Origin of the sequence: Vibrio sp. SBT000027 (assembly GCF_963894355.1) — a bacterium.
In the GTDB taxonomy this organism is placed as follows: Bacteria; Pseudomonadota; Gammaproteobacteria; order Enterobacterales; family Vibrionaceae; genus Vibrio; species Vibrio splendidus.
The window spans coordinates 2,169,081-2,194,312 of sequence record NZ_CAWQGD010000004.1 but is presented as its reverse complement, the minus strand read 5'-3'; the positions used below and the strand labels follow the sequence as shown (position 1 = coordinate 2,194,312).

General features: G+C 43.3%; 21 protein-coding genes. 13 read left to right on the top strand and 8 right to left on the bottom strand.

Features of this window, described 5'->3' with window-relative positions:
* Positions 1 to 74 precede the first annotated feature (74 nt).
* The 7 genes from AACU28_RS19595 (at position 75) to AACU28_RS19565 (ending at position 5,984) form a co-directional block, all read left to right on the top strand.
* A complete protein-coding gene (locus AACU28_RS19595) occupies positions 75 to 1,277 on the top strand; it encodes an NADH:flavin oxidoreductase/NADH oxidase family protein (RefSeq protein ID WP_069593647.1) in 1,203 nt (400 codons plus the stop codon).
* Positions 1,278 to 1,519: 242 nt separating this feature from the next.
* Positions 1,520 to 2,533 (top strand): manganese-dependent inorganic pyrophosphatase, encoded by a 1,014-nt coding sequence (locus AACU28_RS19590; protein ID WP_121603466.1) that lies wholly within the window; start codon positions 1,520 to 1,522, stop codon positions 2,531 to 2,533.
* 354 nt (positions 2,534 to 2,887) lie between these two features.
* Positions 2,888 to 3,340: a hypothetical protein gene (locus AACU28_RS19585; protein WP_017089087.1), complete on the top strand. Its 453-nt coding sequence runs from the start codon at positions 2,888 to 2,890 to the stop codon at positions 3,338 to 3,340.
* A 382-nt stretch (positions 3,341 to 3,722) separates the two neighbouring features.
* Positions 3,723 to 3,926, top strand: coding sequence for a hypothetical protein (locus tag AACU28_RS19580; protein WP_004736343.1), 204 nt, complete (start codon positions 3,723 to 3,725; stop codon positions 3,924 to 3,926).
* A 329-nt stretch (positions 3,927 to 4,255) separates the two neighbouring features.
* Positions 4,256 to 4,624, top strand: coding sequence for a regulator (locus tag AACU28_RS19575; protein ID WP_121603693.1), 369 nt, complete (start codon positions 4,256 to 4,258; stop codon positions 4,622 to 4,624).
* Positions 4,625 to 4,888: 264 nt separating this feature from the next.
* On the top strand, positions 4,889 to 5,389 hold the full coding sequence (locus tag AACU28_RS19570) for a hypothetical protein (protein WP_121603465.1): 501 nt from the start codon (positions 4,889 to 4,891) through the stop codon (positions 5,387 to 5,389).
* Between the two features lie 10 nt (positions 5,390 to 5,399).
* Positions 5,400 to 5,984, top strand: coding sequence for a hypothetical protein (locus AACU28_RS19565; RefSeq protein WP_121603464.1), 585 nt, complete (start codon positions 5,400 to 5,402; stop codon positions 5,982 to 5,984).
* A gap of 484 nt (positions 5,985 to 6,468) precedes the next feature.
* On the opposite strand, the gene AACU28_RS19560 is transcribed toward AACU28_RS19565, so the two are convergent.
* Positions 6,469 to 7,365: a LysR family transcriptional regulator gene (locus AACU28_RS19560; protein ID WP_121603463.1), complete on the bottom strand. Its 897-nt coding sequence runs from the start codon at positions 7,363 to 7,365 to the stop codon at positions 6,469 to 6,471.
* A gap of 99 nt (positions 7,366 to 7,464) precedes the next feature.
* Between AACU28_RS19560 and AACU28_RS19555 the strand changes: the two genes are divergently transcribed.
* Complete coding sequence (locus AACU28_RS19555) at positions 7,465 to 8,349, top strand: SMP-30/gluconolactonase/LRE family protein (RefSeq protein WP_017089396.1); 885 nt, start codon at positions 7,465 to 7,467, stop codon at positions 8,347 to 8,349.
* 112 nt (positions 8,350 to 8,461) lie between these two features.
* Here the strand turns inward: AACU28_RS19555 and AACU28_RS19550 are convergent, their stop codons facing one another.
* From AACU28_RS19550 to AACU28_RS19530, 5 genes are all read right to left on the bottom strand, one after another.
* Positions 8,462 to 9,355, bottom strand: coding sequence for a DMT family transporter (locus AACU28_RS19550; RefSeq protein WP_121603462.1), 894 nt, complete (start codon positions 9,353 to 9,355; stop codon positions 8,462 to 8,464).
* Positions 9,356 to 9,491: 136 nt separating this feature from the next.
* Positions 9,492 to 10,511 carry a helix-turn-helix domain-containing protein gene (locus tag AACU28_RS19545; RefSeq protein WP_121603461.1) on the bottom strand — a complete coding sequence of 340 codons (1,020 nt, stop codon included), beginning with the start codon at positions 10,509 to 10,511 and terminating at the stop codon, positions 9,492 to 9,494.
* 104 nt (positions 10,512 to 10,615) lie between these two features.
* Positions 10,616 to 11,614 carry a DUF2860 family protein gene (locus AACU28_RS19540; protein ID WP_017084624.1) on the bottom strand — a complete coding sequence of 333 codons (999 nt, stop codon included), beginning with the start codon at positions 11,612 to 11,614 and terminating at the stop codon, positions 10,616 to 10,618.
* A 59-nt stretch (positions 11,615 to 11,673) separates the two neighbouring features.
* Positions 11,674 to 13,245, bottom strand: a complete 1,572-nt coding sequence (locus AACU28_RS19535; RefSeq protein WP_121603460.1) for an amidase — start codon at positions 13,243 to 13,245, stop codon at positions 11,674 to 11,676.
* 186 nt (positions 13,246 to 13,431) lie between these two features.
* Entirely contained in the window at positions 13,432 to 14,676 is a 1,245-nt protein-coding gene (locus AACU28_RS19530) for a lipase family alpha/beta hydrolase (protein WP_054543102.1), read from the bottom strand.
* A gap of 835 nt (positions 14,677 to 15,511) precedes the next feature.
* Between AACU28_RS19530 and AACU28_RS19525 the strand changes: the two genes are divergently transcribed.
* The 3 genes from AACU28_RS19525 to AACU28_RS19515 are packed head-to-tail and all read left to right on the top strand — an operon-like array spanning position 15,512 to position 18,868.
* Positions 15,512 to 17,608 carry a protein-disulfide reductase DsbD family protein gene (locus AACU28_RS19525; RefSeq protein ID WP_121603458.1) on the top strand — a complete coding sequence of 699 codons (2,097 nt, stop codon included), beginning with the start codon at positions 15,512 to 15,514 and terminating at the stop codon, positions 17,606 to 17,608.
* Positions 17,605 to 18,132 carry a protein disulfide oxidoreductase gene (locus tag AACU28_RS19520; protein WP_017084628.1) on the top strand — a complete coding sequence of 176 codons (528 nt, stop codon included), beginning with the start codon at positions 17,605 to 17,607 and terminating at the stop codon, positions 18,130 to 18,132. The genes AACU28_RS19525 and AACU28_RS19520 overlap by 4 nt, the downstream gene beginning before the upstream one ends.
* A 10-nt stretch (positions 18,133 to 18,142) precedes the next feature.
* Positions 18,143 to 18,868 (top strand): DsbA family protein, encoded by a 726-nt coding sequence (locus AACU28_RS19515; RefSeq protein WP_102560150.1) that lies wholly within the window; start codon positions 18,143 to 18,145, stop codon positions 18,866 to 18,868.
* 727 nt (positions 18,869 to 19,595) lie between these two features.
* On the opposite strand, the gene AACU28_RS19510 is transcribed toward AACU28_RS19515, so the two are convergent.
* A complete protein-coding gene (locus AACU28_RS19510) occupies positions 19,596 to 20,858 on the bottom strand; it encodes a metal-dependent hydrolase family protein (protein WP_121603457.1) in 1,263 nt (420 codons plus the stop codon).
* A 405-nt stretch (positions 20,859 to 21,263) separates the two neighbouring features.
* On the opposite strand from AACU28_RS19510, the gene AACU28_RS19505 reads away from it, so the two are divergent.
* Both AACU28_RS19505 and AACU28_RS19500 read left to right on the top strand, forming a co-directional pair.
* Positions 21,264 to 22,598 carry a CAP domain-containing protein gene (locus AACU28_RS19505; protein ID WP_121603456.1) on the top strand — a complete coding sequence of 445 codons (1,335 nt, stop codon included), beginning with the start codon at positions 21,264 to 21,266 and terminating at the stop codon, positions 22,596 to 22,598.
* Between the two features lie 287 nt (positions 22,599 to 22,885).
* Positions 22,886 to 23,374 carry a hypothetical protein gene (locus AACU28_RS19500; protein WP_121603455.1) on the top strand — a complete coding sequence of 163 codons (489 nt, stop codon included), beginning with the start codon at positions 22,886 to 22,888 and terminating at the stop codon, positions 23,372 to 23,374.
* A 100-nt stretch (positions 23,375 to 23,474) separates the two neighbouring features.
* Here AACU28_RS19500 and AACU28_RS19495 read toward each other — a convergent pair whose 3' ends face one another.
* Positions 23,475 to 25,205, bottom strand: a complete 1,731-nt coding sequence (locus tag AACU28_RS19495; RefSeq protein WP_121603454.1) for an amidohydrolase — start codon at positions 25,203 to 25,205, stop codon at positions 23,475 to 23,477.
* Positions 25,206 to 25,232 lie beyond the last annotated feature (27 nt).

Genomic DNA, 25,232 nt, shown 5'->3' with positions numbered 1-25,232 from the left:
TAAAAAACGGCAACAATGTCTGTACCGTTATTACTTAACATCGTACATAGATATTGGTACGCAGAGAGAACGATATGACTCAGCTATTACGCCCTACAAACTTACTTAACCGCTCCCTAGAACTTCCTTGTGGTGCCGTCATAAAAAACCGTCTAATGAAGTCAGCTATGTCTGACTCACTCGCTGACGGTGAAGGAAACCCGACTCATACTCAGTCTCGACTCTATGAACGATGGGCTGAGGGCGGAATTGGGTTATCTATCGTTGGTGAAGTGCAAGTCGATTCGAGATTTCCAGAAAAACCAGGAAATTTGGTGTTAACGGAGCACTCCAATCTGAAAGACTTACAAATGTTAACCTCTCGCGCATCAATTAATAACGCCCACATTTGGCCTCAGCTAGGCCATGCGGGAGGGCTGGCTTACAAACCACTTAGCGACCCTAAAGGGCCATCACCTATTAAAATCAGTGAATTTGAATGTGCGGGTATGTCAGAGCAAGAAATATCTTTGCTGCCAGATATATATGCTAAAGCTGCGAAGATAGCTAAAAAAGCAGGGTTCACAGGTGTTCAGATACACGCTGGACACGGTTTTCTGCTTAGCCAGTTTCTGTCTCCGTTATTCAATCATCGCCAAGACCAATATGGTGGTTCAATAGAAGCACGCAGCAAAATTGTTATGGAGATAATTGAAAAAGTCCGATGTGCGGTCGGGCCTACTTTTCCAATCGGCATCAAGATGAACTCTTCTGATCAACTAGAAGGTGGATTAACTCAGGATGAGGCTTTAGAAGTGATTGGTATCCTGAACCAAACTTCAATCGATTTGATTGAGATAAGTGGCGGTTCCTATTTCCCAGGGGCGAAATCAAGTTCTGATAGCGCTTCAAGCGGGCCGTACTTCGTTGACTTTGCAGTAAAAGCCAGAAAATTAACCAGTATTCCTTTGGTTGTGACAGGTGGCTTTAAAACCTATGACCAAGTAATTGGTGCTTTATCCTTGAACGCAGTGGATTCAATTGGTCTGGGACGAGCATTAATACTTAACCCAGAATTACCAAATGAATGGATAGATGGATCAAGTGTTGTTCCTCGTTTTCCAAAGTTTAAGTTACCACCTGTCGGAGGAGTGACAGCTTGGTACACGATGCTTCTCACGGCAATAGGGAGTGATAACGAAAAAGAGTTCAACTTAGAGCTATTGCCCGCGATTCAAGCCTATGAAAGTCGTGATAAAGCTCGTGTTTCGAAATGGCTAGCTAAGTACCCGTTGTAATCTAGAGGTCAAACCTTAAACCAATATTCGGTATTCACCTTGAGCTATACCTTCAATCGCTTTTTGATAGAAGAGAGGGGAGGCATCGAATATCACTCATCTTTTGTGTTTGGAATAACTTGGGGAGTGAAATTACATTTCGTTACTCATTGAAGTAAATCTGAAATATTAGTGACACGGTTCTGAAATTTTTGGTGTTTAGCTTATGGGATTCTATATCGAATTCAAATAAGGAAATACCCGTGAAGCTATCCCCTGTCGTTGCAGCCGTAATTATGTCTTTCAGTTCAGCAAGTTTTGCTTTTAGCTTGCAACAATCTGCCAATGAAAACAGTGAAGATCTCGTATGGACAGGGCACCTAAGCCCAGACAGCGACACGGTAATGTCTGCGATGCTCGCGGCTCATATCTATGGCGGTACAGCGACAGTGCCAGAGCCGATTAATCCAGAATCCACCTTCATCTTGAACTACTGTAATGCTGAATCTCCACGCGTAGAGACAGATTACTCTTCATACCGAGTGGGGCTGGTGGATTTCAACCAGGTCACTCAGCTAGCGCCAACTATCGACCAAGCATCGATTGTTGCTGTGGTTGATCATCACGCGATTGGTGGCTCACCGATTAACACCCCACAGATTGTCGAGATGGATATTCGAGGTTGGGGATCGGCTGCAACTATTCTGGCTGACAACGCTGAAAAGCTGGATGTGACACTACCTAAGCACCTTGCTTGTGTAGGCTTAGGCGCAATCCTTTCTGATACCGTGGTATTCCAATCATCAACCACTACTGAGCATGATCGTGAGTACGCAGAGAAGCTGGCGAAGGTTGCAGGTATTTCAGATATTGAAGATTTCGGCCAACAGATGCTGATTGCTAAGTCGGATCTCAGTCACCTTTCTTCTGAAACCATTCTGACTCTGGATTACAAAAACTTTAAATACGGTGGCAAACAGGTGGGCATCGGTGTCGCTGAAACGCTAACGGCTCAGCAATTGATTGACCGCAAAGACGATCTTCTAGCAGCAATGAAGACTTACAAAGAAGAGAACGGCTTGGACCATCTGTTCTTCTCTATTACAGACACTAAGAACAAAGAAGCTAATTTATTGTGGGTGGATGAAAGCGACTATCAAGTGATTAAATCGGCTTTCAACGCTGAACCAACAAGCGACATGTTGACGCTAGAAGGTGTAACTTCTCGCAAGCGTCAGATTGGCCCTGCGGTACAGAAAGCCATTGAGAGTTTGTAGAGAATAAGAGCCGTTACTTTATAAATAAGTAGTGAAAGGATTGGTAGAGATACCAATCCCTTTTTGTTTTTGGGTCGTGTTGAACTGGATTTGGATAAAATTGAGTTGCGCTTTTTCTAAATTAACAAAGCTTATGGATAAGCCAGATCTAACATAGCTCTTTATGGCACGAACCCCCAAGGACATTCACGACCAACCACGTGAAAAGTTAGACTTAGAGCAGTCTTAAACAAGTAACCAATCCTAGTCGCGGCTTTCCATTATCGGTAAGTTAGTATTCATAGTTTGAACTAATAATACAGTGTTTTATTGTTTATAGTAAATCCCAGACAGAATGACTAACAGGACAATGAAATGACCTCAATCAAAACCATTGGTTTAACAGCTATCGCACTTGCACTTATGACAATTACTGGCTGTACCAGCTTAAAGGTAAAGGCTGCGAACGCCTTCGTGTCTGACCCAATTATCACACACGCAGACCACGACCAACTTACCGAAGCCAGTTCGAAAATCGATGGTATCCGTTATACATCAATGACGACGACGATCATCACGACCAAAGCAGCCAAGCGCACAAATGGAGTTGCTCGCGTAGACATCGAGGCTGATGGAATCGAAGAGGTGCAATCAAAATGGCATGGTGAAGAACACGTTTGTCAGATGTACCACGATCGCATGAACAATCCAGAAACTGAGGGCCTGTCAGACATCGTCGGCAATGGATTGGCGCTGAACTACCAGATCGCTATTCGTGGTGTTGATGGTCAGTCCTATACTTGTTCTGGGCATGTAGATCCACAATAACAAAAAATAACACTGCGCTTTACTGGGTCTATTTCAAAATTTGGAAACGAATTTTTTTTATCGCTGTTTGGTGAGCAATGTGCCTGTTTTTCACATTAGCTAGCTGTATTACTCGTGCCATACCTAATGAAACGTTTGGGACACTTTCGAGAAAGGAAGTGCCAAAGGTAAAAATTCATCCTACGAAGCTTCTGGACATAAATGAGTTTCGAAGAACCAAGTATTAGCAAATCACGAATTAGCATAAGTATGGAAAGTCACTAAGCTCACTGTCCAGTATTGTTTTTACACAAATCTGACATTGATGAATGCCATAAGCTATCGATATAAACATCAATATATTGTATTATTATATCCGTATTTATACTTATTAGGATTTTCTATGTTGATTCACGAATTTTCGAATAAGGACGTTACCGCTGAGCATGTAATTTTGGCTCAAGCAATACTAGCAGGGACTGCTCAAGGTGATAAAAGTAAAGCACAGCGCTTTATGATTTTTGTAAATGAGATTCCAGATGCGCCGACTGTGCAAAACCTGATTCCACGCTTTAGTCAATTTATGAAGCGCTTTAAAGCCAGCTGACATTCAGAATACGTTACACAGGGATGTGTAATTAAGATCACCAAATCCCCCCCCCTAACCACTACCTACTTTTAAACTCTATCTGACCCTATGCTCGCTCTATATCTAGCCATTGTTGTCGGAGGACAATAGAGTTTGATCAATTTTAAAAACGTTTCTGGACATTTCTGTTTCAATGATTTTGCTAAATTAGCAATTCATGAATAAGTTTTTATAAGGCAAATTCGCCAATTAATACGTCTTCGTACAGTGCGTACTTTGCCTGATTATATTTAATAGTGTACATCTTATAAATGCAGTGCAACCTCTTGTATTTAGGGGTTTTATCATTGAAGTATTGCAAAATGAGTAAGAATTACATTTTTCGAGAGTTAGAGTGCCAAATGACAAAGGAAGAGATCGCTGAACTGTGTTTTAAATCTGTGAGAACCGTCGCAGGTTGGGGTGAGGAAACCCCAATACCTCCCGAATGCAAAAGACTGATGCGGATGGCCAAAGGTAGAGAACTTAGCATTTGTGAAGAATGGAAACAGTTTAAAATGTTGAATGACCGACTGGAGTTACCTACTGGCCAAGTCGTCAGGCCACAACAAATTCTAGCGGGTATTGCACTGTTAGGCATTCAATCCGAGCTAGAGATAAAAACATCAACACACCTCCTTAAGCTAGCGAGAATAATTACTAGAATAAAGTCTTAACTAAAAAATGGCTCACACTAATGGTGTGAGCCGAATGTAACTTTTGCCTCAAAATACGCTGATACCGAATATCGATGTTTTCGAATCGCCACAAAACAATATTCAATCAGGTATTACTTAAGTATTGATAAGGTAGTCAACTATTTGACCTGCATGGACTTTCTTTCTTTTATCTGAAGATATTTTTATGCGATGAGCAAAAGTAGCTGTAATATCGGGCTGAGTGAAAACTCATTATTATTAGCTAGCGTAAAGAGATTTATTATGGGATTTAAACCACCACCACCACCGAGCTCATTTGGTCAAAAACCTACGAATCCATTTGGGCAGGAACCGTCAAATCCATTTGGGCAGGAACAAACGAGTCCATTCGGGCAAAAACCAGAGAATCCATTCGGTCAGACAACGCCACCGAGCCCGTTCGAAAGCCTTCAGCAACCAAATGGACTTCAATCTCTAGCCGAAGCAGCGTTAGGGCTTGGTCCCAAGCTTATTGAAAGCAGAGATTTATGGTTCAACAAAAAGGTAGTTACATTAACAGGGTATAAGTTTACGAATTGCAGATTTGATGGCTGTGAACTTTATGTTCAGTCTGACAATTTTGAAATGGAAAGTTGCTTTATTAGTCCAGACACGGTTATCAAATTCAGTGACTCATCATTGCGAGTTTTGAAGATCTTCAATAAAGATAGTGAAGTCATTAGGAAGTCGATGCCAAATTTTGCAGCGATTAAAAATGATGACGGAACCATAACTATTAGGTAAGGAGTCGAATATGGAAATTCAGCCTAATGTTAATGTTCAAGCTTCCCTAAACCCCCAAAAGAGTCAAATTGTATTAATTTGTTTTCTCTTTTCAGGCTTACTAGTCCTGTGCATCGGTCTCTTTTTTCTATATGACAAAATAGAATTGTGGGGAGTGCCTTTTACTATCGGCGTGTTGATGATTGTTTTTTCTGGCGTTGCATGGATTAAGTCTCAAAAAGACACTGACTTAGCTGGAAGTACAACTTCTATATCAAGAGCTGATGATAAAATTGAAATAACCACTGATGCTCGATTTGCTAACAGTAAAGATGGCGTGCTGTTATTGAATAAGGTAATAGATATAGAGCTCAATCGTCAACTTCTTCCTCAAGCTGACGGGATGATAAACCAATATGGAGAGGTTGTTCCAGGTACTGAAGCCATGGCTAATGTTCAGGTTTCTGAGATTAATGCTCAAACTCAGATGAGAGCAGATAAAGTTTGCGAACTAACTGGGATGCAACAACAGGATTTGAATACTTTAACTGAAGGTACGATGCCTGATGCTGAGTCAATTCCTGAAGCTGTTCTGAATGCTAACCAAGCTATTTAAAAAATATTTAAGTCACTAGGCGTTGATTGCCTGTCGAATTTACCCCCGTGATACAACACGGGGATTCGCGACGAACAGCACGGGAGAATGGATAACTTCTAGTCGGGCAAAACCCCATGAGCAGGATATGAATGAGTAAAAGGTCTACCTTATAATGGGGCAAATCCGTGTTAGCCCAACCTCAAATCCCCTCCTAACCTCCCCTTAATCTGTATCTTCGATTCATTATGATTCGTGGAAAGGGGAGGAACTGAATACCGATGGCGGCATGTGCATTTACACGTTCAGCGATAAAGAAGGTTCTCCCCCTCGGTCGTCAATCTAGAGGGGGTGATGAACTCAACTTGAGGGGGAGTTAGAGGGGGAGGCTGTTTAAAAATCGACGAAAACACGGCAGCCTATCAACTATTGAAAGCACTGCGATTGCGCCTGATATGAATGGAACGCACATGCATTCCAATTGAAAGATTTAGTGCTCTAAAACTCACAACGTATAAGCGTTATTCGAATCCAACCACTCTTTTACCGCTCGGTTAAAAGTGACCAACTTCTGCGGTGTTACCCTTCTTTGAGCATAGATAAGGCTTAGCTTTTGGGCTTTTATCGACCATTCTGGGAACACGTGAATAAGCTTACCTTGTTTGATCTGCTCTTCAACTTGATAGAACGGCAAGCTGGCGACACCTATCCCTTGCATCGCTAACTCTAAAATTGAACTGTAGGTATTAGAGCTAACACTTCCGGTTACTTCAACATGGTAGGTTTGTTCGCCATTGATCAACTCCAGCTGATTCCAACGTTCATTTTGACTGTTAAGAATGAAGCTGCATTTATGGATGTCTTTGGTGGTGGCGAGTGGGTTAGTCGATGCGTAATCCGCACTGCAAACGAGAACATTGCGGATATGCCCAAGATCGTTGGCAATCACATCATTAGGCAGTTCATCGTAAGCTCGAAAAGCAATGTCAAAGTCGCCAGACTCTATCTTCTTTTTCATCGGTCCAAAGTCGAGAATCAAATCCACTTTTGGGTACTCTTGCTTGAAAGTAGGGATGATATGACGACAAAGCGCACGCCCAAACTCTATCGGGGCGGTAATTTTCAAATCGCCTGCCACTTCCTGCGTCATGTCTAAGACACGCATTTCCGCTTCGATTGCTAATAGTTGAATTTGCTTCGCTTTCGCATACAACTCTTCACCCACTTCCGTGAGGCTGATAGAGCGAGTCGTTCTGTGAAACAACTTAGAATTCAATGTTTCTTCGAGTCGTTGTACATGCCGAGACACCAAACCTTTTGACACATCCAATACTTCAGCGGCCTTGGTGAAGCTTTGCTCTTCGGCGACAGTCAAGAAGGTCTGCATATAAATCAAATTCATCATTAACACCATTTAGTAAACAGTGAAGTCATTTTGTACTGTTTTTCTCACTCCTTCAAGAAACTAAGATTCAAAACGTAAACAGAAAGGAGAAGAACAATGAACAAATTACTACTTATTACCGCTGCAATGGCTGCCTCTATGAATGTTTCAGCTGCCTCTGTTGTAGAAAGCAACCCAACATTGGTTGGAGACTCATTCGGCTTTGTTGAAGGCCCTACATGGGATGTGGAACATCAACGTTTCTTGTTTAGCGACATTCCAAATAACACAACCTATTCTTACGACCTTAACGGCAAGTTGAGCGTTTTTGATGACAATTCTGGCTATGCCAATGGTCTCGATATCGATGCGAAAGGCAACCTTTGGGCTGCCCGCCATGATAGAAAGCTGTCGTACCGTCAGGGCAACGGAGAGAAAGTGATTGTCGCTGCAACGTATAATGGCAAGCTGCTTAATAGCCCGAACGATTTAACCGTTAATAGCGATGGAAGCGTGTGGTTTACCGATCCTCCATTTGGTATTCAAGGTTACGGCCCAGCAAAGGCAGAACCAGAGCAACCGGTTAATGGCGTTTATCGTTATTTAGATGGTGATCTAAAGTTGATCACTGGAGAGTTCAAGCTACCAAACGGCATCGCATTTTCTTCTGATGAATCTTCGTTATACGTTGCCGACACATCTGATGGCTGGGTATACCGATTTGATGTTGATGGACAGTCACTCAGCAATAAGACTCAGTTTGCCCAGGTGAAGGCGGAGTCTGGTTCTGAACCTATGGTTGATGGCGTTGCTGTTGATGCCGATGACAACCTATTTGTTGCAGCGCACGGTGGCGTGGGTGTGTTCGATAAAGACGGTAAGCAAATAGACTTCATTGCTATCGATGCGGGCCATATCAGCAATCTAGAAATTGGCGGGAAACAGCAAGATTTACTGATGGTAACGGCATACAACAAAGTGTTGGTGTTCAAGCTTAAGTAACGCTTAACACAAGCGAAAACAAAAAGGGACGGGTAGAAATACCGGTCCCTTTTCTAGTTTGAATAAGTCGAAAGTGGGTTAGCTCAATGCGCTTTAATGATGCTGCCGACGATTAAGGCTTAGGCTGATTGGCTTCTACATCAAGAGCCGTTTGATTTGACCTGCTGAAGTACTTTTTCCATTTTATTGGCATCATAGGAATGACGATCAGGCTGATGCCGACAAGGGTCAACATGTCTGGAATCTCGTCAAACCACATCACGCCAAATAGGGTCACAAACACCAACCCCGAATATTCTGCGAGAGCAATTTGGTTTGCTGGCGCTTTTTTATAAGCGACCACCACAAGGGCATGGTATCCCAGAACGAATAGGTTGATTGCCATAATCCACCCAACATGACGCCATTCAATCGCCGCCCATGCAGGCAGAGCAAGAGCCAACGCCAGCGGCAGAGTCATCACACTGGTCCAAAATAGTGTCGAGATAATGTGTTGTTCTGCGTGAAGACGTTTAATCAAAATATTGCCGACGCCCATCGCGAGCGCACTGCCTAAGCCTGCAATAGCGGCCCAGTGAAATTGCTCTGGACGTAACACGATTAACACACCTACGAAACCAATCAATGTCGCGACCACTTTTGATGATGTCGGCTTCTCTTTCAGTAAAACAATAGAAAGCGGGAGCATAAGAATAGGTCCAACATAGAACATCGCATTTGCGGTCGCCAAGGTGAGGTGTGTGATGGCAATCATTGCGCAGCCGCTGCCCACCAGGATGAATTGAGCCCGCAAGAAGTTGATGCGACAACCACCTTGCATCCGCGTCTCTCTGGGTAGCTTTAGCCAAAAAGGAAGCAGCAACATCACGCTCAATAGCTGGCGGATAAACACATATTGGAACGTGGGCACTTCGCCATTCAGTACTTTTAGTGAAACGTCTGAAAAGGAGGCGAGCAGGTTGGCGAATACTAAGAGCAAAATCGCGTGGTTGGTGGCTTTGGTCATACAGAAACGGCGCTACATATTTGTCATACAATTGTGGGCGCACATAATACATGAGAATCGAAAATATGTAAGAACAAAAAACCAAGTAAGAACAATGTCGTTCGATGCTTAGTGATACGGGGTGCGAGATCTGCTATTACGACCTGAGTTCAGTAGGAGGGTGCCCAGTCCAATTCTTGAATGCTCGACTGAATGCGCTCGAGTCTGAGAAGCCAAGTTCGTGAGCCACATAGGTAATATTGCCGTCGTTTTGATTCAGTAGCGTCATGCTCAGCTCAAGTCGGTATTTATCGAATAAACGACGAAAGCTCACACCTTGTTGTTTAAGCTTACGATTCAGGGTTCGAGGGCTGATATGAAGATTGTTCGCCACGCTATCTAGGTTGGTGTCTTTCACCTCGAGCACCTTGAACGTTTCATTCACTTTGTAGATCAGGTTAGTTTTTAACGTTTTTTCCATCTGTTGATCGGCGATTCGTACTAACTCTGCATGAAAGTCAGCTTGGAATTGGCGAGGTTTCGCTTGGACAAGATCGTTAGGAAATAGGAGGTAGCGGGCGGGGAAGCCCTCCTTCATTTCAACATTAAAGACACGCTCATAGATGCTCAAGAACTCATCACCGATGGTGTTCTTATGGATGTGAATGGCGAGCTTTTGATTCGGCGCATTAAGGTATCTGCGAACGAGCTTGATCATAATACTGAAATAGAGCCCCAAGCTGATGTGTGTCATCAATGTGGTTTCGTCAATGTACTCGGGTGTGACGCCCCAAAGCTCGACTTCACCATTTTCTGTTTCACGGCTGAATATTTTCAGTAGCGGATGTATATGAATGGAATATCGACTCAGCAGTTGGCAAAAGCTGGCGAGATCTGGCGCGGTGAGCATTGCCATTACTGGCGCGCCCATTTCAAGCTCATCGAAGTAGCGAGCGGACTCATCAAATAGGTCGATCAGTTCATGATCAAAGCGTTGGTAGATGTTGGTGATGGCGGTTTGAAGCTGATAAGCCGAGATCGATTCGGCGGAGCAAAGTTGTTTATAGACCTCTGCTCCCGACCAGATATCGCTGCTGTCTCCAATTCTAGCCTGAATAGCAGAATCTAAAGTTTTAAACCAAAATATGGGCAATTGAGTACTAAAACTTTCCACCATAACTCCCTGTTATTGCTGGCGATTGAAGAGTGTTCTTCTCGGTAATATGTCCAAATTAAAGGATTTGTTTACGGGTTACAAGTAATGAAAACCTCAGTTCAATCTTAGAATTTGTAATCAACACCGACTGAAACCACATATTGTGATGATTGGTAATACTCAATATTCGAATTCGTTGTCTTCGCGCCGAGTAGTGACACCAAAGACCAGTTTTTTGCATCAAAGATATTGGCGTATTCATAAGCAACGAAGGCGCCAAAGTCTTTGTCTTCACGTGTCTTATTAAAGATTGGATTCTCTTTATCATAGCTGCGTTTTGCTGCATTGAGTGTTAAAGCAAGACCATGATTTCCGTATCTTTTCGCTAGGTTGATTTCCGCGCCAAGGCTCAAGAACGATAGTGCATCACCTTCAGAATCTGAAGAGAAAACATTCATTGAAGGTGTGAGAATGCCTGACCCATCTTTCAAGAAGTACTGATAACCAGACTTGAGATAAAAGTACTTTCGTTCTCGAATCATCAATGCGCGTTCTTCTTCGGTTAATCCAAGCCCCTTTAGGCCGGTGTTTTCTTTTTTAACGTCTGACTCACCAGAAGCGACATCGAGATTAAAGTTCGAGCCCATTATTCTTGAAAGCTGCATTCGAACCACAGTGCCAGTGAGGTCGGTTTCTTTCCTATTTGAGTCAACAGCATAAGGGTCATCCCATACTTCGCCTGATATCAGAGTCGGCAAGATAGAAAAATCGACCACCATGCCACTTTCGACTTGCTGCCTATATCCAACTTCAAATGCCAACGTACCTGTGATGATGTCGTCTCTTGAGGTACCTAAGAAAAACTGTTTGTGATTCAAAGCGCCAAAGGTGTATTGCACCGAACCCAAAACCGCGACCATTCCCTCGGCTTCCGTGTTACCCGACGACATTAAATCGGCTTGAGATTGATGGTTGCTTTGACCAACATCGAGGTTACTTGAGTTTGCGGTGAAGCCAGTTAGGAAGGTCATGTTGCCACTGAAGCCTTCGCTTGGTGCTAGAGCTGCGAATGAGTGTGGCGCAAGCGTCAGGCTTGCCAAGAATAGGAAAATAATATGTTTCATCAAAAGACTCGTACTTAAATGGTTTTCTAAATTGAACTGTTTTGAAAGTGAATTGCTTTTTAAAGCGCAATCGGGGCTTTTTTGTTTGCCCAAGGCTTGGCGTGTTCTAGTTGATAGGCCAATTCAAATAGCAGGCGGTCGTTGCCTCTTGCTGCGGAAAAGTGGCTACCAACTGGAAGGTTCTGCTTGTTCCAATACAAGGGAACCGACATCGCCGGATTGCCTGCCACGTTTTCGATTGGCGTGTAGGACATTAATTTCTCTGAACGTGCCCATATCTCTTTGCCGGAATGCGTTTTCTGGTCGAAATATTCGATGTCCAAAGGAACATGGTTTGCACAAGGGGTGAGCCAAATGTCGATGTTTTTAAAGAACTCTCGGTTGTGATTGGTCGCGAAGTTTCGGCATCGTTCTTGAGAATCGATATACAAGCTAGGAGTGGCTTTTAAGCGAGCTTGCATCGTGCGAGCTAAATAGACGACGTTATCGCTGACTTTGTCTGGCATCGATTCTAGCGGCATACCTAAGTGGTCGAATTGCTCAGCAAAGCTTGCCATCTTGTTGCCAAATACGCCCATATAGTTACGCATGAACACATCGCCATCTTGGATTGGTTGTTCAACTTCGATAACGATATGCCCAAGGCTTTCGAGCAAAGAGACCGTAGAACGAATGGCTGCAAGCGTATCTTCATCAGGAAGCCTACCGTGGATATCTTTAAGGGTGACGCCAATCTTTATCTGACGGTTAAGAGATGCATTAACCATTCCTATTGGGGTTCGAGGAAAAGGCGTCTCAAAATCATTCTTTGTATGTTGCTCTGTGACTGAAACAGCCAAAGCTGCGTCACGAACGGTTCTCGACATAAACGATTGATGGGTAAAACCTTCGTTTGTTGAACCGTCAGTTAGCCCTGAGATCAAAGATTCTCGACTTGGCTTAAAACCAAAGATTCCAGTCGCCGAAGCGGGCATACGAGAAGAACCGCCACCATCAGTAGAGTGCACTAAGGGTACATAGCCAGCTGCAATCGCTGCTGCGCCACCGCCAGTCGATGAGTGAACACCTCGGCTTAGATCCCATGGGTTGCGTGTAGCGCCGTAAAGGGAGTTCTGTGTGCAGCCTAGTGTCATCATCTCGGGGATGTTCGTCATGCCAATGGTGTTCAGCCCTGCATTTTGAGTCGCTCGAATAAACCAAGAGGTCGCGTTGGGTTTTCTGCCTTGGTTTAGCTTCGAACCCAGGGTGCATTCAAGCCCAACAACATCAACGCAGTCTTTCACCAAGAAAGGCACGCCAGCAAAAGGTGAGTTCGGGTTAAACGAGTTTGCACGCTCTAGCGCTAAGTCAAAGCACTCAGAAACAACTGCATTAACTTGATCGTTGGTCTGGCGAATTTTGTAGATGGCTTCTTGTACGAATTCTTTTGGCGAGGCTTTTTTGTCTCTTATCAGGTTCGCCATCTCGGCCGCGTCCAGTGGCGAGTCAGCGGTTTGGTGATCTGAAGGCACCTTGGTTGGCGAAGTTGGCGTTGCATTCGCTAAGGTAGGCAGAGAGATAGCCGCAGCGGAAACTGCACCTTTCCCCATAACTTTGAAAAAATCTCTGCGTTTTAATTCATTGATAGTCATCGTTTCTATCCCAAGTTAGAAAGTCACTATCCTTGTCTCGAAACCTAGCTCGCTAGGCTTAGCGTCACTCCGTGTGCTGATTTATGGGACTAGAATAAAGATTGGCGTGTTGGCTTGCAGTGCAAATACCGCCAATGTTCATACCATTCACGCCAACTGGTTTGTCGGGTTATGTATAGGGAGGGGTTATTGCTCTGCTGCTAGCCAAAAGCTCGACAGGTCTTCAAACAGATCATCATTATCTAAAATACTGAGATGGTTTTCGTTGTAACCACGAATTTGGTCGGCGTTCAATTGAGCGGGGCGTGATAACTGGCTTGATAAATTGATGACGCCATCGTTACTGTTGGTATTAAATAGATCGCCCGAGTTATAGCCAAAGGCTAAAAAGTGGGGAATGTGAATCTTACTGTTATCAATAAATAAGTCAGCGATAAATTGGCCGTCTGGGTTTAAATCAACCCAAGCAGGCATTACCACGGGAGAGTATTCCACCCCTTGTTTAGCTGACTCGACACCACCAAACGGCGAAGAGATGGTGGTTACGCTGCTAATAAAATCACATAACTGCCCAATGCGACACTGACGAATACTGTTAGTCACGATCAAGCCGCCCATACTGTGGGCAACAACATGCAACTGTTGGATCTTATATTCAGTCACAACTGTATGGAATAGGTTATTTAAGCCTTTCGAATTCAAAGAAAGAGATAGACCTGAAGGGTAGTTAAACACCCATATTTGGTATTTAGATTGGTCCACTTTTTCAATTAGAGGGGCGAAATCTAAAGCCGTTGAATTGATTCCATGTACGAATAGGATTGGGATTTTATTTGGGTCATATTCAGATAGAAAATAGAGCCCAGCATTATCTTCAAGTAAGAATGTTAGTGGCTGCCACATACCGAGTTTTGCATTCCCTTTTTCAAAAGGGGGATCTGATAAATCCACCACTGTGCCTATATCGACGAGGTCTAACTCTATTTTTAATAGTGAGGACAATGAACGATCAACAAACGCTCTTGGGGCATCACTCTCATTAACGGCGAGTGATACTTCGATTGTCGATTTGTCTTTGTGACCGCGCAGGTTAACCACGCTGAATGCTTCATCAGCTTGTAGGGTTAGGTCTTGATTCTTATCTTCAAAGACGAGGAGGTAATGGATGTTATTTGAGAGTTGTAAGTGAATACTGTCGCTGTCTATGATGCCATCGTAGCCATCCACTTCGCTTTTATTGATGTCTTTGATTTGTTCAATCACCACGGCAGAGCCGGAGGCAGGTTGACTCAAGGTCACCATGTATTGATTGGTTATGGAGTCTATAGCTTCTATCTCATTAGACAGGTTTCTAAAGTTACTGCACCCTGATAGCACAGTACTGAGTAACAGCACTGTACTGAGTAAGCGTGCAGTCAGTAATCGTCTCATTCCAATCTCATCCCCATATCAACAAGCTTCGTCATTCAATCAACAAATTTTATACATAAACAAACAGCATGAATTTAATACTAGCAAGAAAACAGAGAGTTAGGTCATATGTTGTTCTTGATCATGTCCTGTTTTGATTCGAGTTTATTTATTCCATGCAGCTCGACAGCGCTATGGCTGATACCGATGTGCTATAGAGATTGTCTTTTCGATACTGATTGTTGGTATACGATTTTTACGATTCTCAATCGCTTTGATTCATGAAAATTATCGGCCATACGAAAAAAATTGAACTTTATTATTTTAGTTAAGTCGTATTGCTACGTTTACCATCACAAGACATCTGCAGTTTAGATATGATCTCAAGTCGAAACACACATCAGCTAACTCGTAGCGCACTATTATTAGTGGGTTGGGTTATCTGTTTCTGTCTTGCCAGTAATATGAGTTTTATCCAAGGTTGCAAAGTAAATTATGACAATAGTGATTCTGCTATTTCTACTGCCGTGCAGGCAAACAAGATTAGCGATGGTGGCGGTTTTACTGATGGGGCATCTCAATCCCAAGACGGCCAATCCGTCCAAAAATGTGAGTTATCAGAACACCTGATAAATTTTGATCACCACCAAGTCAATGATCAAGCTATATTCACGTACTTCATACTCGTTGTCGTCGTATTGTGGCTGCTAAGTACTGTCCCGTATTTCCCTCCCTTCACTGAGCCAATCCTTCACAAAGGTAGGCGCATCCATCTCAAGGTCTGTGTCTTTAAAGAATGAGAATAAGAGCGTTTAACTAACACTCATATTATTCATTTTTTAAGGAAAAATTAGACATGCCTAAAAGCAAAATGTCATTGCACTTTGTTGTGCTTTGGCTATTCGTTGCGTTGTGTTCAACATTCACTGTGAACGCAAGTGCGAGCGAATCGATGACTCCTGTTACAACGGGTTGGATGCAAGACAAGTTACATCCGTATGTAGAAACGCGCTTTGTCATGACAGGACAAATTAATAAAGAAGATAAAACCGCGGCGGGTTATCTGGAAGTGAACCTTTCTGATGAATGGAAAACTTACTGGAGAAGTCCTGGCGAAGGAGGCATTGCGCCCAAAATTAAATGGGCCGACTCTAAGAACGTTTCGCAACTGCAATGGTTTTGGAAGTTTCCTCAACGCTTCAACTTGCTCGGCATAGATACGCTAGGCTACAAGCACAACATCATCTTTCCGATGAATCTTCATATTGATGATATGAACAAACCTGTTGAGCTCCATGCAGTGCTGACGATGTCTTCATGCACCACCATATGTATTCTCACGGATTTTGATATCAATTTGGTGTTTAACCCAAGTGAGATGACTGTAGATAACGACGCGATGCTTGTCTACGCAAAAGCAATGAGCGAAGTGCCGAAAGACTCACCGCTTGTAGAGGGCACATCTACGATTTGGGATGCTCACAAGTCGCAACTTCAAGTGATTGCTACACATCAAATTGGTTGGACTGCACCCGATATAATCGTGGATGGTGATTCAGATGAAATGCAAGATGCTGAATTTGGTATTCCTCACATTGAAATTGAAGGTAACCAAGCCATTGCGACTTATGACGTAAGCAGCTGGATGGGCACACCCGATCTCAACAACCAACACATCCGTGTAAGCATCAAAGACAAAGACTTCATTACAGAATACCCAGCCACTGTTACCAACGGCATTGTGGGTAATAGCTCTATGATAAGTATGGTGCTTTTGGCGCTATTAGGAGGGTTGATTCTCAATATCATGCCCTGTGTATTCCCTGTGCTTGGAATGAAACTGAGTGGGGTTATTTCTGCTCAAGGCATGGCAAGGAAACAGGTTAGGTTCCAATTCCTTGCATCTGCGAGTGGCATCCTCGCATCCTTCTGGTTAATCGCCACTTTCTTGGCTGTGTTAAAAATATCAGGCAGCGTTATCGGTTGGGGAATTCAGTTCCAAAATGGTTGGTTTATCGGTGGGATGTTTATCGTCACAGCCCTTTTCAGCGCCAACATGTTAGGGCTTTTCGAGATCCGTCTTTCATCGAATACAAATACGTGGATGGCAACCAAGGGAGACAGTAGTTACGTCGGACACTTTACTCAAGGCATGTTCGCAACGCTATTGGCTACGCCATGTTCTGCTCCATTTCTTGGTACAGCCGTTGCATTTGCTCTTGCCACGACTATCCCGACGATGTTTGGTATTTTCACCGCACTTGCCGTTGGTATGGCACTTCCATGGATCATCGTTGCTGCATTCCCATCGATAGCTTTGGCGCTGCCTAAACCTGGGGCATGGATGAACCGTGTTAAATACCTGTTCGGCGGAATGATGCTAATCACTAGCGTCTGGCTCTTTAGCTTGCTTCGACCTCATGTCCCTCAATTGTGGCTATACGCAATACTGGCGGTCAGTGTTTGCCTATTGCTTGTCAGGTTGGTTCAAGTGCATGGAATCAAGACTGCGGGTGCTGTTGGCTTGCTGCTGTTGAGTGTTATCTCTGCCTCGTTATTTGTCGAGAAAGCAACATCCAAAATACTGCCACCAGAACCTGAGTGGGAAGCTTTGTCGACCGTAGCCATTGATGATCATGTTGCTAATGACAAAGTAGTTTTCGTTGATGTTACCGCTGATTGGTGTGTGACTTGTAAAGCAAACAAGATCGGGGTTCTCTTACAAGATCCTGTTTACAGCGCATTGACTGAAGGTGATGTAGTGCCGATGGAGGGGGATTGGACAGTCCCAAGTGATAGTGTCACGTCATACCTACAAGATCACAACCGGTTCGGTGTTCCGTTCAATATGGTTTATGGCCCTAACGCTCCGGAAGGTATTGAGCTTCCTGTCATCTTAACCAGTGATGCGGTTATGGAAGCCATTGAGAAAGCAAAAGGTGGTGACGAATGATGAGAAAAAAAGCTAAGGCAAAACCTCAGACCAAAAAGCAGAAGTTGAGATCGGCATTACTGTATACCTTGTTTGCATTGGTCGTGGTCTTTGGTGTTGATTATTGGCGTACAAAAGACGTTCCAATGCAGAACGTTCCGCCAATGGTTGGGATGTCGTTATCCGGTAAACCGATAGATGTAATAGAGATGAGTAAGAAAGAGCCGGTATTAGTTTATTTTTGGACGACATGGTGCGTCGCCTGCAAATTTGTGACGCCAGTGGTTGATTGGTTTTCATCAAGCTATCCCGTCGTTGGTGTATCACTGACTTCGGGTAAAGATGAAAGAGTTCAACGCTATATGAATGCTAAAGGGTATAGCTACGACAACATTAATGACACTCAAGGTAAAATTGCACGCGATTGGGGAATCTCCTTAACGCCAACACTCATTGTTATTAATGATGGAAAAGTAACAAGTGTTACTTCAGGAATTACTACGCCAATAGGTATCGCAGCCCGACTTTGGTTAGCTAAGTATTAATGGGAAAAATATGAAATTCATTACAAAAAGCATCATCACACTATTGGTTACACTGGCTTTCTCTCCCGTCACTTTCGCAATGACAAAACAAGAAAAGATTGCCGAGATAACGCAAATGTTAGAAACGAACGAAGGTATTATCGATTCGGTTCACGACAGTCTGGCTGCTTACATAGATCAACAAAGTAGCTTTGATAAAACGTTAGCTGAGAGTCATGACTTTATTTATAACAACCCACATCACCCTTGGTATGGTTCCGAACATCCAAAACTGACGATCGTAAATATGACTGATTTTAGTTGCCCGTGGTGCAAAAAATTAGACCCTGTTCTTCGAAAAATAGCGGATGAGTTCCCTAATGACATCAAGGTGATAAATATTTATATCCCTCTAAAGGAGAGAGATTCGCCACTGAACTCAGCAACTTTTGGACTCAATGTCTGGAACAATGACAAAGATAAATACAAAGCAGTTGAAGAGATGTTGATCAGTAAGCCTGGCATTCACAACGTTCGTTCGATAATGAAAGTAGCGAAGAAGAACAAAGCCACCGATTACGTTTCTTCAGACAGTAAAATAACGACTGAAGTTGCTGAAAACTATGACTTGTTCACAAAGCTGGGTGTTCGAGGTACACCAGCGATGCTCATTGATGGAACATTGCTCCCCGGTTATCTGCCATACGAAAAACTATATCAAATAGTAAAGGCTAAGCTAGAAGAGAAAAGTAAATAGAATAATTTACAATATTTGCACTGTTTTTATTGATGGATAAAAGGAAGCCCTATTTATTAGGGCTTTTTATTATTTGTTTATTAACTTATAAAAGTAGTTTAAAAATTAGTAAACAATGTATAACGCAGCTAGGCCAAATATTCCTAGAAAACTAAGAACACCACATGTTGAGTACAACAACAGTCTCATTGTTAATTCCTGATTACAAAAAATTATTAATGATATTTACTTATCCAAATTACTTAATGTGCAACTTAAGGGGGAAGGGTTACCAAAGTTGCATTAGAATAGTACCTCCAGATAAATGATTATTTAACATTTAGTTAGAGCTGTCTATGCTGAAATAATTCCCTTTATTCTGTATTTTTTCACGAAATAATTATAGATTGTTTATGTTGAATTTTTACAGGTTTATATTCCATTTGTGTTTTTTAGGCGGATGTTATTTGGGTGGCTAATACGTAAATGTAAATTAATTCATAGAGTGGAAATTAATTCATAGAGTGAGAATTAACTCGAAAAACGGAAACTAACTCGTAGTATGGAAGTTAATGTCTATATTTTACTGCGCGAATTGGATATATAACATTTTCAATTGAGGGCGAGATAAGCTTTAGGCGATCCAAAAAAAAGCAAACAACCAAGTTAGCCATCTCGGTTATTTGCTTTAGATGTGTTGTTTTGTTGTTTTGTTGTTTTGTAGCGTAGGGACGAGAGCTTTTAGAGGTTAAAGTGTGTTTTTGTACACCTTGCCGTCTTTCATGATCAGTTTTTGTGTCTCTGTGTTCGCCACACAAGCAACACTTTCCAGTGGGTTGCCATCGATGATCAATAGGTCGGCATACGCGCCTTCAACGATCTGACCTAGCTTGCCTTCTTGGTATGGGTGTTGATAGGTCGACATCTCGAACAAGCGTCCACAGTTTGATGTCGCCATGCGAAGTGCGGTGATGGTATCGAATACTTGCTCAATCGCACCAAGTTCATTCAATTGTGTCGCGTGAACGTTGGTTTCACCTACACAGTCAGTGCCAAAAGCAATGTTCTGAATGTCGTATTTCTTAATCAGTTCTGCTGACTTGAACATCGCTTTGCCTACGCGTTCTGTCTTGCGGTATGTCTCTTCATTTGGCAGCGGGATCTTACGCTCTGCAATCAATGAAGAGGTAAAGTAAGAAGGAATCACCCAAATGCCTTTCTCTTTAATGATCTCGGCAATGTCGTCGTCCATGATGGTGGCGTGTTCGAAAGACATCACGCCCGCTTCTGCCGCTCGGCGCATCGCATCAGAAGTGTGGATGTGCGCGGCAACATAAGTACCGTAATCGGAAGCGGCATCAACCGCGGCTTTCATTTCTTCTGATGTGAATTGCAACGTGTCTAGCGGGTCGAACGTTGAAGATGCACCACCACCCGCCATGATCTTGATTTGAGAAGCGCCCATAAACAGTTGTTCGCGAACCGCTTTTAAGACTTCTGAACGACCATCTGCCACTTTCATTGCACCAAGCTTCATCATTGGTGAATCTTCATGCCCGTTAGCTAAACGCTCTTGTGCTTGGTTTTGACGGTAATCTGAGTGACCACAGGTTTGTGAGATAGCCGCCATTGAAGGAAGAATGCGTGGGCCAGTCGCATAGCCCTTGTCGATACTGTTTTTAAGGCCAAGCGTATTGCCCGCCACGTCGCGAATGGTAGTAAAGCCGCGCATTAACATCTCTTCAGAAATCTTTGTTGAGCGAATCGCCACTTCTTCACGAGTCATCGTATCAATGACATTAAAAGAGGCAGAGAGCGTGATATGAACGTGCGCATCAATCAGGCCTGGCATGACCGTACCGCCTTGAGCATCAATCGTTTCATCGGCAATCGTTGGGTCAATCTCTCCAATCTGAGTGATCAAGTTATCTTCGATGAGGATTGATACGTTCTCGATTAAGTTGTTATCAACACCGTTAAATACGTTCGCGTTAGTGATTAGCTTTTTCATAGTCTGCACCTTTTGGAAATGAGTGTGTGTCGCTGATGGGGTCATCATATGGGGCGTAGCATTTGAAGAATGGCCATTTGGTGACAAGCAATGACGAGACTTATCTTTTGGTGCTTTTCTATATTTCTAAGTTTTTCCTATTCGAACGTTAAGGTGTATTTCAAATCGTCGTCACCTTGTGTTGAGAATCAATTTACCGAACTGTAACTGGCTCTTAAACGGAAGGCCTAAGGAAAATACTGAATGAGTTCATCTACTTATAGGTCGAACGTTAAATTGACAATATCTTATAAAATGTTAAATCGGTGTCAGTATTTAGGGGCTCTGACATTGGTCTGAAATTTAAGTTCGTTCTATGAGGCAGCATCCTTACATCAAGAAAAATATATGGTTAAGGATTAACTCATGAAAAAACAAAATATCTCGGCAGTCGCCCTTCTAGCACTGATTATTACGGGTTGTGGAGGAGAAAGTTCATCAGGAGGTGACAACACAACGTCTAACAACGCTAATGTTCCAAGTAATCCGAGTAATACTGGCTCATCATCTACCTCTCAGCAGCCTGACATTAAAGCTCTTAGCAACAATATGATTTTTGCTATCGAAGGTTTTATCGAAGAAACGGATCCAATCAGAAATTTCTCATCTATTATCGTCAAAAATGAGCTGCCTGCGTTCAAGAGTGGAGATACTCAGAAGGTTGATGTGACTATCGCTGTACCAACAATCGTTATCGATAATGGCAGCAACTTTGTTAACGATTGGCACTGTTACGAAACCACAGGATTAAGCGCGCAAAGGAAGAATCATCAGTTACTTGTGGACGGTACAATTTCTGAATATAGATACGATATGCAAAGTAACTCTTGTTCTAGTGAGCACTTGGGATCGTATGTGTTTAACGATACGGTGTTCGACAGTTCGTTGGAATTTAAAACCGTTGGCAGCGTAGTTTCCAAAGATGGGAGCGGGATAGAGTCTAATTTACCTACTTACGATTTTATCGCTCAAGCTTATGGAGAGCAGTCAAAAGAGCGGTTTGGTGATTCTTGGGAATTATTACAGCGCGACAAAATTAATGCAGCAGCTAAGGAGGTTGGGGCCTCGATCTTTGAGTTGAACACTTCATCTGGAAAGATCGATTTGGATCTAGGTCAGCTTAATAGCGACACTCTCATCGATTTCGCTTCACTAGATACAAATCAATTATTGAATGGTGCGATTTGGGGGATGCCCGGTCAAGGCGTTGCCGATGAAAAATGGTGCCGAATTGTGAACATTCCAGAAGATCTAAGTCAGAACAGTATTAAGTATCAATCTGTTATCTCGACAAATTGTGCGAGGTCGACACAACGTTATTGTGATGCATTTGGTTCATCGTTTTCGAGTGGTAACTACCCACCAGCAGCTCCTATCGCTTGGGACAATAACACGGCGAGTAATGCCCAGTTGAACTCAGATGAGCAGTACCGAAGAGATGCTCAAGGTCACTTTGTTGTGAACAGTTCTGGTCAGAATGCGTTTGTCCTCTCATCCAATTCTGTTGTGATTCCTATTTTTGGTTACACCAGCCCGCGAAGTGATGGGCAAGTTAACAATGCTGGTCTTAATAGTTGGGCTGGTCACGAAGGTCACTGCCAAAACGTGATGAATAGCCGACACACAAAGATGGGGATTGGATACAAAGCCAGTAAGTCAGATGCATCGAAGATGTCTTATTGGACGCAAGATTTCAATTAACACACTCATTGCTTAAATAAGGGTCATCCATTTAGCGTTTCTATTCTTTCCTTAGTTGGTAGTGGCAGGTTACTTGGTAGTAGCAGATCACTCGAGAGTGCCATTTTACTTTACAGTGATACGTGGGCGATCAGGATTATTAAAGGTGGAGGCGCGAGGACACTATGACGATTCATTAATTTCGTGAATGATTTTGAGTGGTGTCATGAAATGGTAAGTTTTGCTTCGATTCGAACGCTAAGATGTATTTCAAATCAAGGCTACTTATCAAATTAGAGAGAGACAGAATGACTAAATCAGACAAAGTTTACGGGTTCAACACACCACAACGTCTATTCGTAGGTTACACGTTAGCCGTGCTGGTGGACTTAGTCGTACTTAACTTTTTCGATGAGTACTGGGACTTCGTCAACATTGAATCTTTCACTATTTCTTTGATAGCGGCGTTGTTACTGCAGTTGTTGTTGAAGCTCTCTATTGGTTTAGAGCACAAGGTAGCGGATTACTTTAAACAGAAACCTGGAACGGTACCTAAGGTGTATCGAGCACTGTCGACATACATTATTCTTGTTGGCTCAAAATTCGTCATGCTAGAAGCGATAAACCTCATGTTCGGTGACAAGGTGAGCTTCACAGGCCCTTGGGGTGGCGTGGTAGCTTTCTTCGCTGTGGTATTTACGATTCTGGTTGCTGAAGTGATTGTGTCGAAGATCTACTTTGTTCTGGATGAAAAGCAAGAATCAAATGAGAAAGCACTAAAAGAGACCAACGCGTAACACAACATAAAATACATATGTGAATAACAGACGAGCCAGCTGATTAAGCTGGCTCGTTTTCGTTTGAGTTGCGATAACCAATTCGATGCGCTTGTGGGCTCTATTTTTCGTAAACCACATCCCCGCGTAACACCGTCATCAACACCTGAGTCTTGGCTATTTGTCTTGCCGATACTGTGGTGATGTCTCGGTCGAGAATCGCGAAGTCTGCTGATTTTCCAACCTCAATAGAACCTGTTACGTCTTCTATTCCAAGACTTTTGGCTGCATTGAGCGTGTAAGCGTCGATAGCCGTGTAGATATCAGTTAGGCCTGTTTTACCCATGATTAAACTGTTGGCGATGCCGACTAAAGGGTTGATGTCGTGTACGTTCCAGTCACTGCTTAAGGTGATATTGGCGTCAGTCTTAAGTATCGCGTCTAAGTTCATCATGGCTTTGGCACGGCGAGCACCAAGGAAAGCTTCGGCCCATTGGTGTTGATGCCTTGCAACGTAATCAGAGCCGACTTGGAAATCTGCGGTCACGTCTAATTGGCGAAAACGTGGCACATCTTCATCATTGATTAATTCGACATGGGTTAGGGTGTAGGGCTTGGTTGAACCTTGTTTGCGAATGCTTTCTATCGCATCAAGCGATTCACGAACGGCACCATCACCAATGGCATGAATGTGCGCACTAAATCCGATTTCTTCGAGCGCAGTTAGCCACTCTTTCATTTGTTCTGGTGGAATATAGTTCAAGCCATTAGGAGACAGGGGCAGATAAGTATCTAAGTAGGGTGCGAGCGTTTTGGCGGTGCCATTGATGAAGATGCCATCACTGTACATTTTCACCTGATCGACGAGCAGTAGGCGACTTTTATCGTCGGAATACATCTTTTCAAAGACTTCTAATTGAGAAGGCATTGCCATCGATGGGTACACCCAAGGGCGTAGCGAAACACGCGCCGTTAAGTCTTGATTTTGCTCGGCCTCTAGCCAAACGTCATACCAACCTCGTTTCCAATACATGCGACCGTCGCCAATGGTAGTGATGCCGTGGGCTGCCGCTTCCTCAAGTCCGAACATTAACCCTTGGTAGCTTTGCTCAAACAGCTCGCTTTGGCTGTTCCAAGCCATCTCCATCACTTGATCGCCAGCATTGTCTAATAAGATGCCGTTAAGTTTTCCGCTATCAGAATCTTTTAAATAGGCGCCGCCTTGTGGGTCTGGAGATTGTTGGCTGATTCGGGCGATTTTCAGAGCCTTTGAGTTGACCCACATTGAGTGTGAAGTCTGCTCCATGATCACCACAGGGCGATCCGGGAAGATACTGTCGATGATCTCTAGTGGGGTGTAGTCAGAGTCACTATCGAGCGTCGCTTCCAAAGAAAAACCATAACCCATTAGCCAACCTCTGCCATCGGTATCAGCATTGATCTTACACGCTTCTAGGTAGGGAATTTGTTCTTCTAATGTTGCTTCTGAGTCGAGTTCACAATTGCCACCCAGCTCTGAGGCGGCTTCAAACACATGATTGTGATTATCAATGAACCCCGGCAGCACAAAGGCATTATCTAGATCAATGACATCAGTACTTTGCCCTTGAAAAGTTTGCGCCTGTGATTGGTTACCAATGAAGATGATCTTGCCTTTGTGGGTAACGATCGAGTCCGACTCGCGATGCCCGTATATATCTGCATTGGTAAATATCTGGTCTGCACTTTGGCTTTTAACGGCTGTTTGCGCTTGGACAACGGTGTTGACTTGTGAAAGAACTGGCGCTACGGCCGTTAAGCTTGCGAGTAATACTATCCATGCAGTGCGTGACAGAGTGAGCTTGTTGTTCATTATTATGTCTTCCATGTTCCACTGTTT

Coding starts and splice junctions, on each gene's coding strand:
- AACU28_RS19500 (WP_121603455.1), top strand. CDS start 22,886: ATGACTAAATCAGACAAAGTTTACGGGTTCAACACACCACAACGTCTA.
- AACU28_RS19570 (WP_121603465.1), top strand. CDS start 4,889: ATGGGATTTAAACCACCACCACCACCGAGCTCATTTGGTCAAAAACCT.
- AACU28_RS19530 (WP_054543102.1), bottom strand. CDS start 14,676: ATGAGACGATTACTGACTGCACGCTTACTCAGTACAGTGCTGTTACTC.
- AACU28_RS19555 (WP_017089396.1), top strand. CDS start 7,465: ATGAACAAATTACTACTTATTACCGCTGCAATGGCTGCCTCTATGAAT.
- AACU28_RS19545 (WP_121603461.1), bottom strand. CDS start 10,511: ATGGTGGAAAGTTTTAGTACTCAATTGCCCATATTTTGGTTTAAAACT.
- AACU28_RS19560 (WP_121603463.1), bottom strand. CDS start 7,365: ATGAATTTGATTTATATGCAGACCTTCTTGACTGTCGCCGAAGAGCAA.
- AACU28_RS19495 (WP_121603454.1), bottom strand. CDS start 25,205: ATGAACAACAAGCTCACTCTGTCACGCACTGCATGGATAGTATTACTC.
- AACU28_RS19510 (WP_121603457.1), bottom strand. CDS start 20,858: ATGAAAAAGCTAATCACTAACGCGAACGTATTTAACGGTGTTGATAAC.
- AACU28_RS19540 (WP_017084624.1), bottom strand. CDS start 11,614: ATGAAACATATTATTTTCCTATTCTTGGCAAGCCTGACGCTTGCGCCA.
- AACU28_RS19550 (WP_121603462.1), bottom strand. CDS start 9,355: ATGACCAAAGCCACCAACCACGCGATTTTGCTCTTAGTATTCGCCAAC.
- AACU28_RS19565 (WP_121603464.1), top strand. CDS start 5,400: ATGGAAATTCAGCCTAATGTTAATGTTCAAGCTTCCCTAAACCCCCAA.
- AACU28_RS19515 (WP_102560150.1), top strand. CDS start 18,143: ATGAAATTCATTACAAAAAGCATCATCACACTATTGGTTACACTGGCT.
- AACU28_RS19525 (WP_121603458.1), top strand. CDS start 15,512: ATGCCTAAAAGCAAAATGTCATTGCACTTTGTTGTGCTTTGGCTATTC.
- AACU28_RS19535 (WP_121603460.1), bottom strand. CDS start 13,245: ATGACTATCAATGAATTAAAACGCAGAGATTTTTTCAAAGTTATGGGG.
- AACU28_RS19505 (WP_121603456.1), top strand. CDS start 21,264: ATGAAAAAACAAAATATCTCGGCAGTCGCCCTTCTAGCACTGATTATT.
- AACU28_RS19580 (WP_004736343.1), top strand. CDS start 3,723: ATGTTGATTCACGAATTTTCGAATAAGGACGTTACCGCTGAGCATGTA.
- AACU28_RS19520 (WP_017084628.1), top strand. CDS start 17,605: ATGATGAGAAAAAAAGCTAAGGCAAAACCTCAGACCAAAAAGCAGAAG.
- AACU28_RS19585 (WP_017089087.1), top strand. CDS start 2,888: ATGACCTCAATCAAAACCATTGGTTTAACAGCTATCGCACTTGCACTT.
- AACU28_RS19595 (WP_069593647.1), top strand. CDS start 75: ATGACTCAGCTATTACGCCCTACAAACTTACTTAACCGCTCCCTAGAA.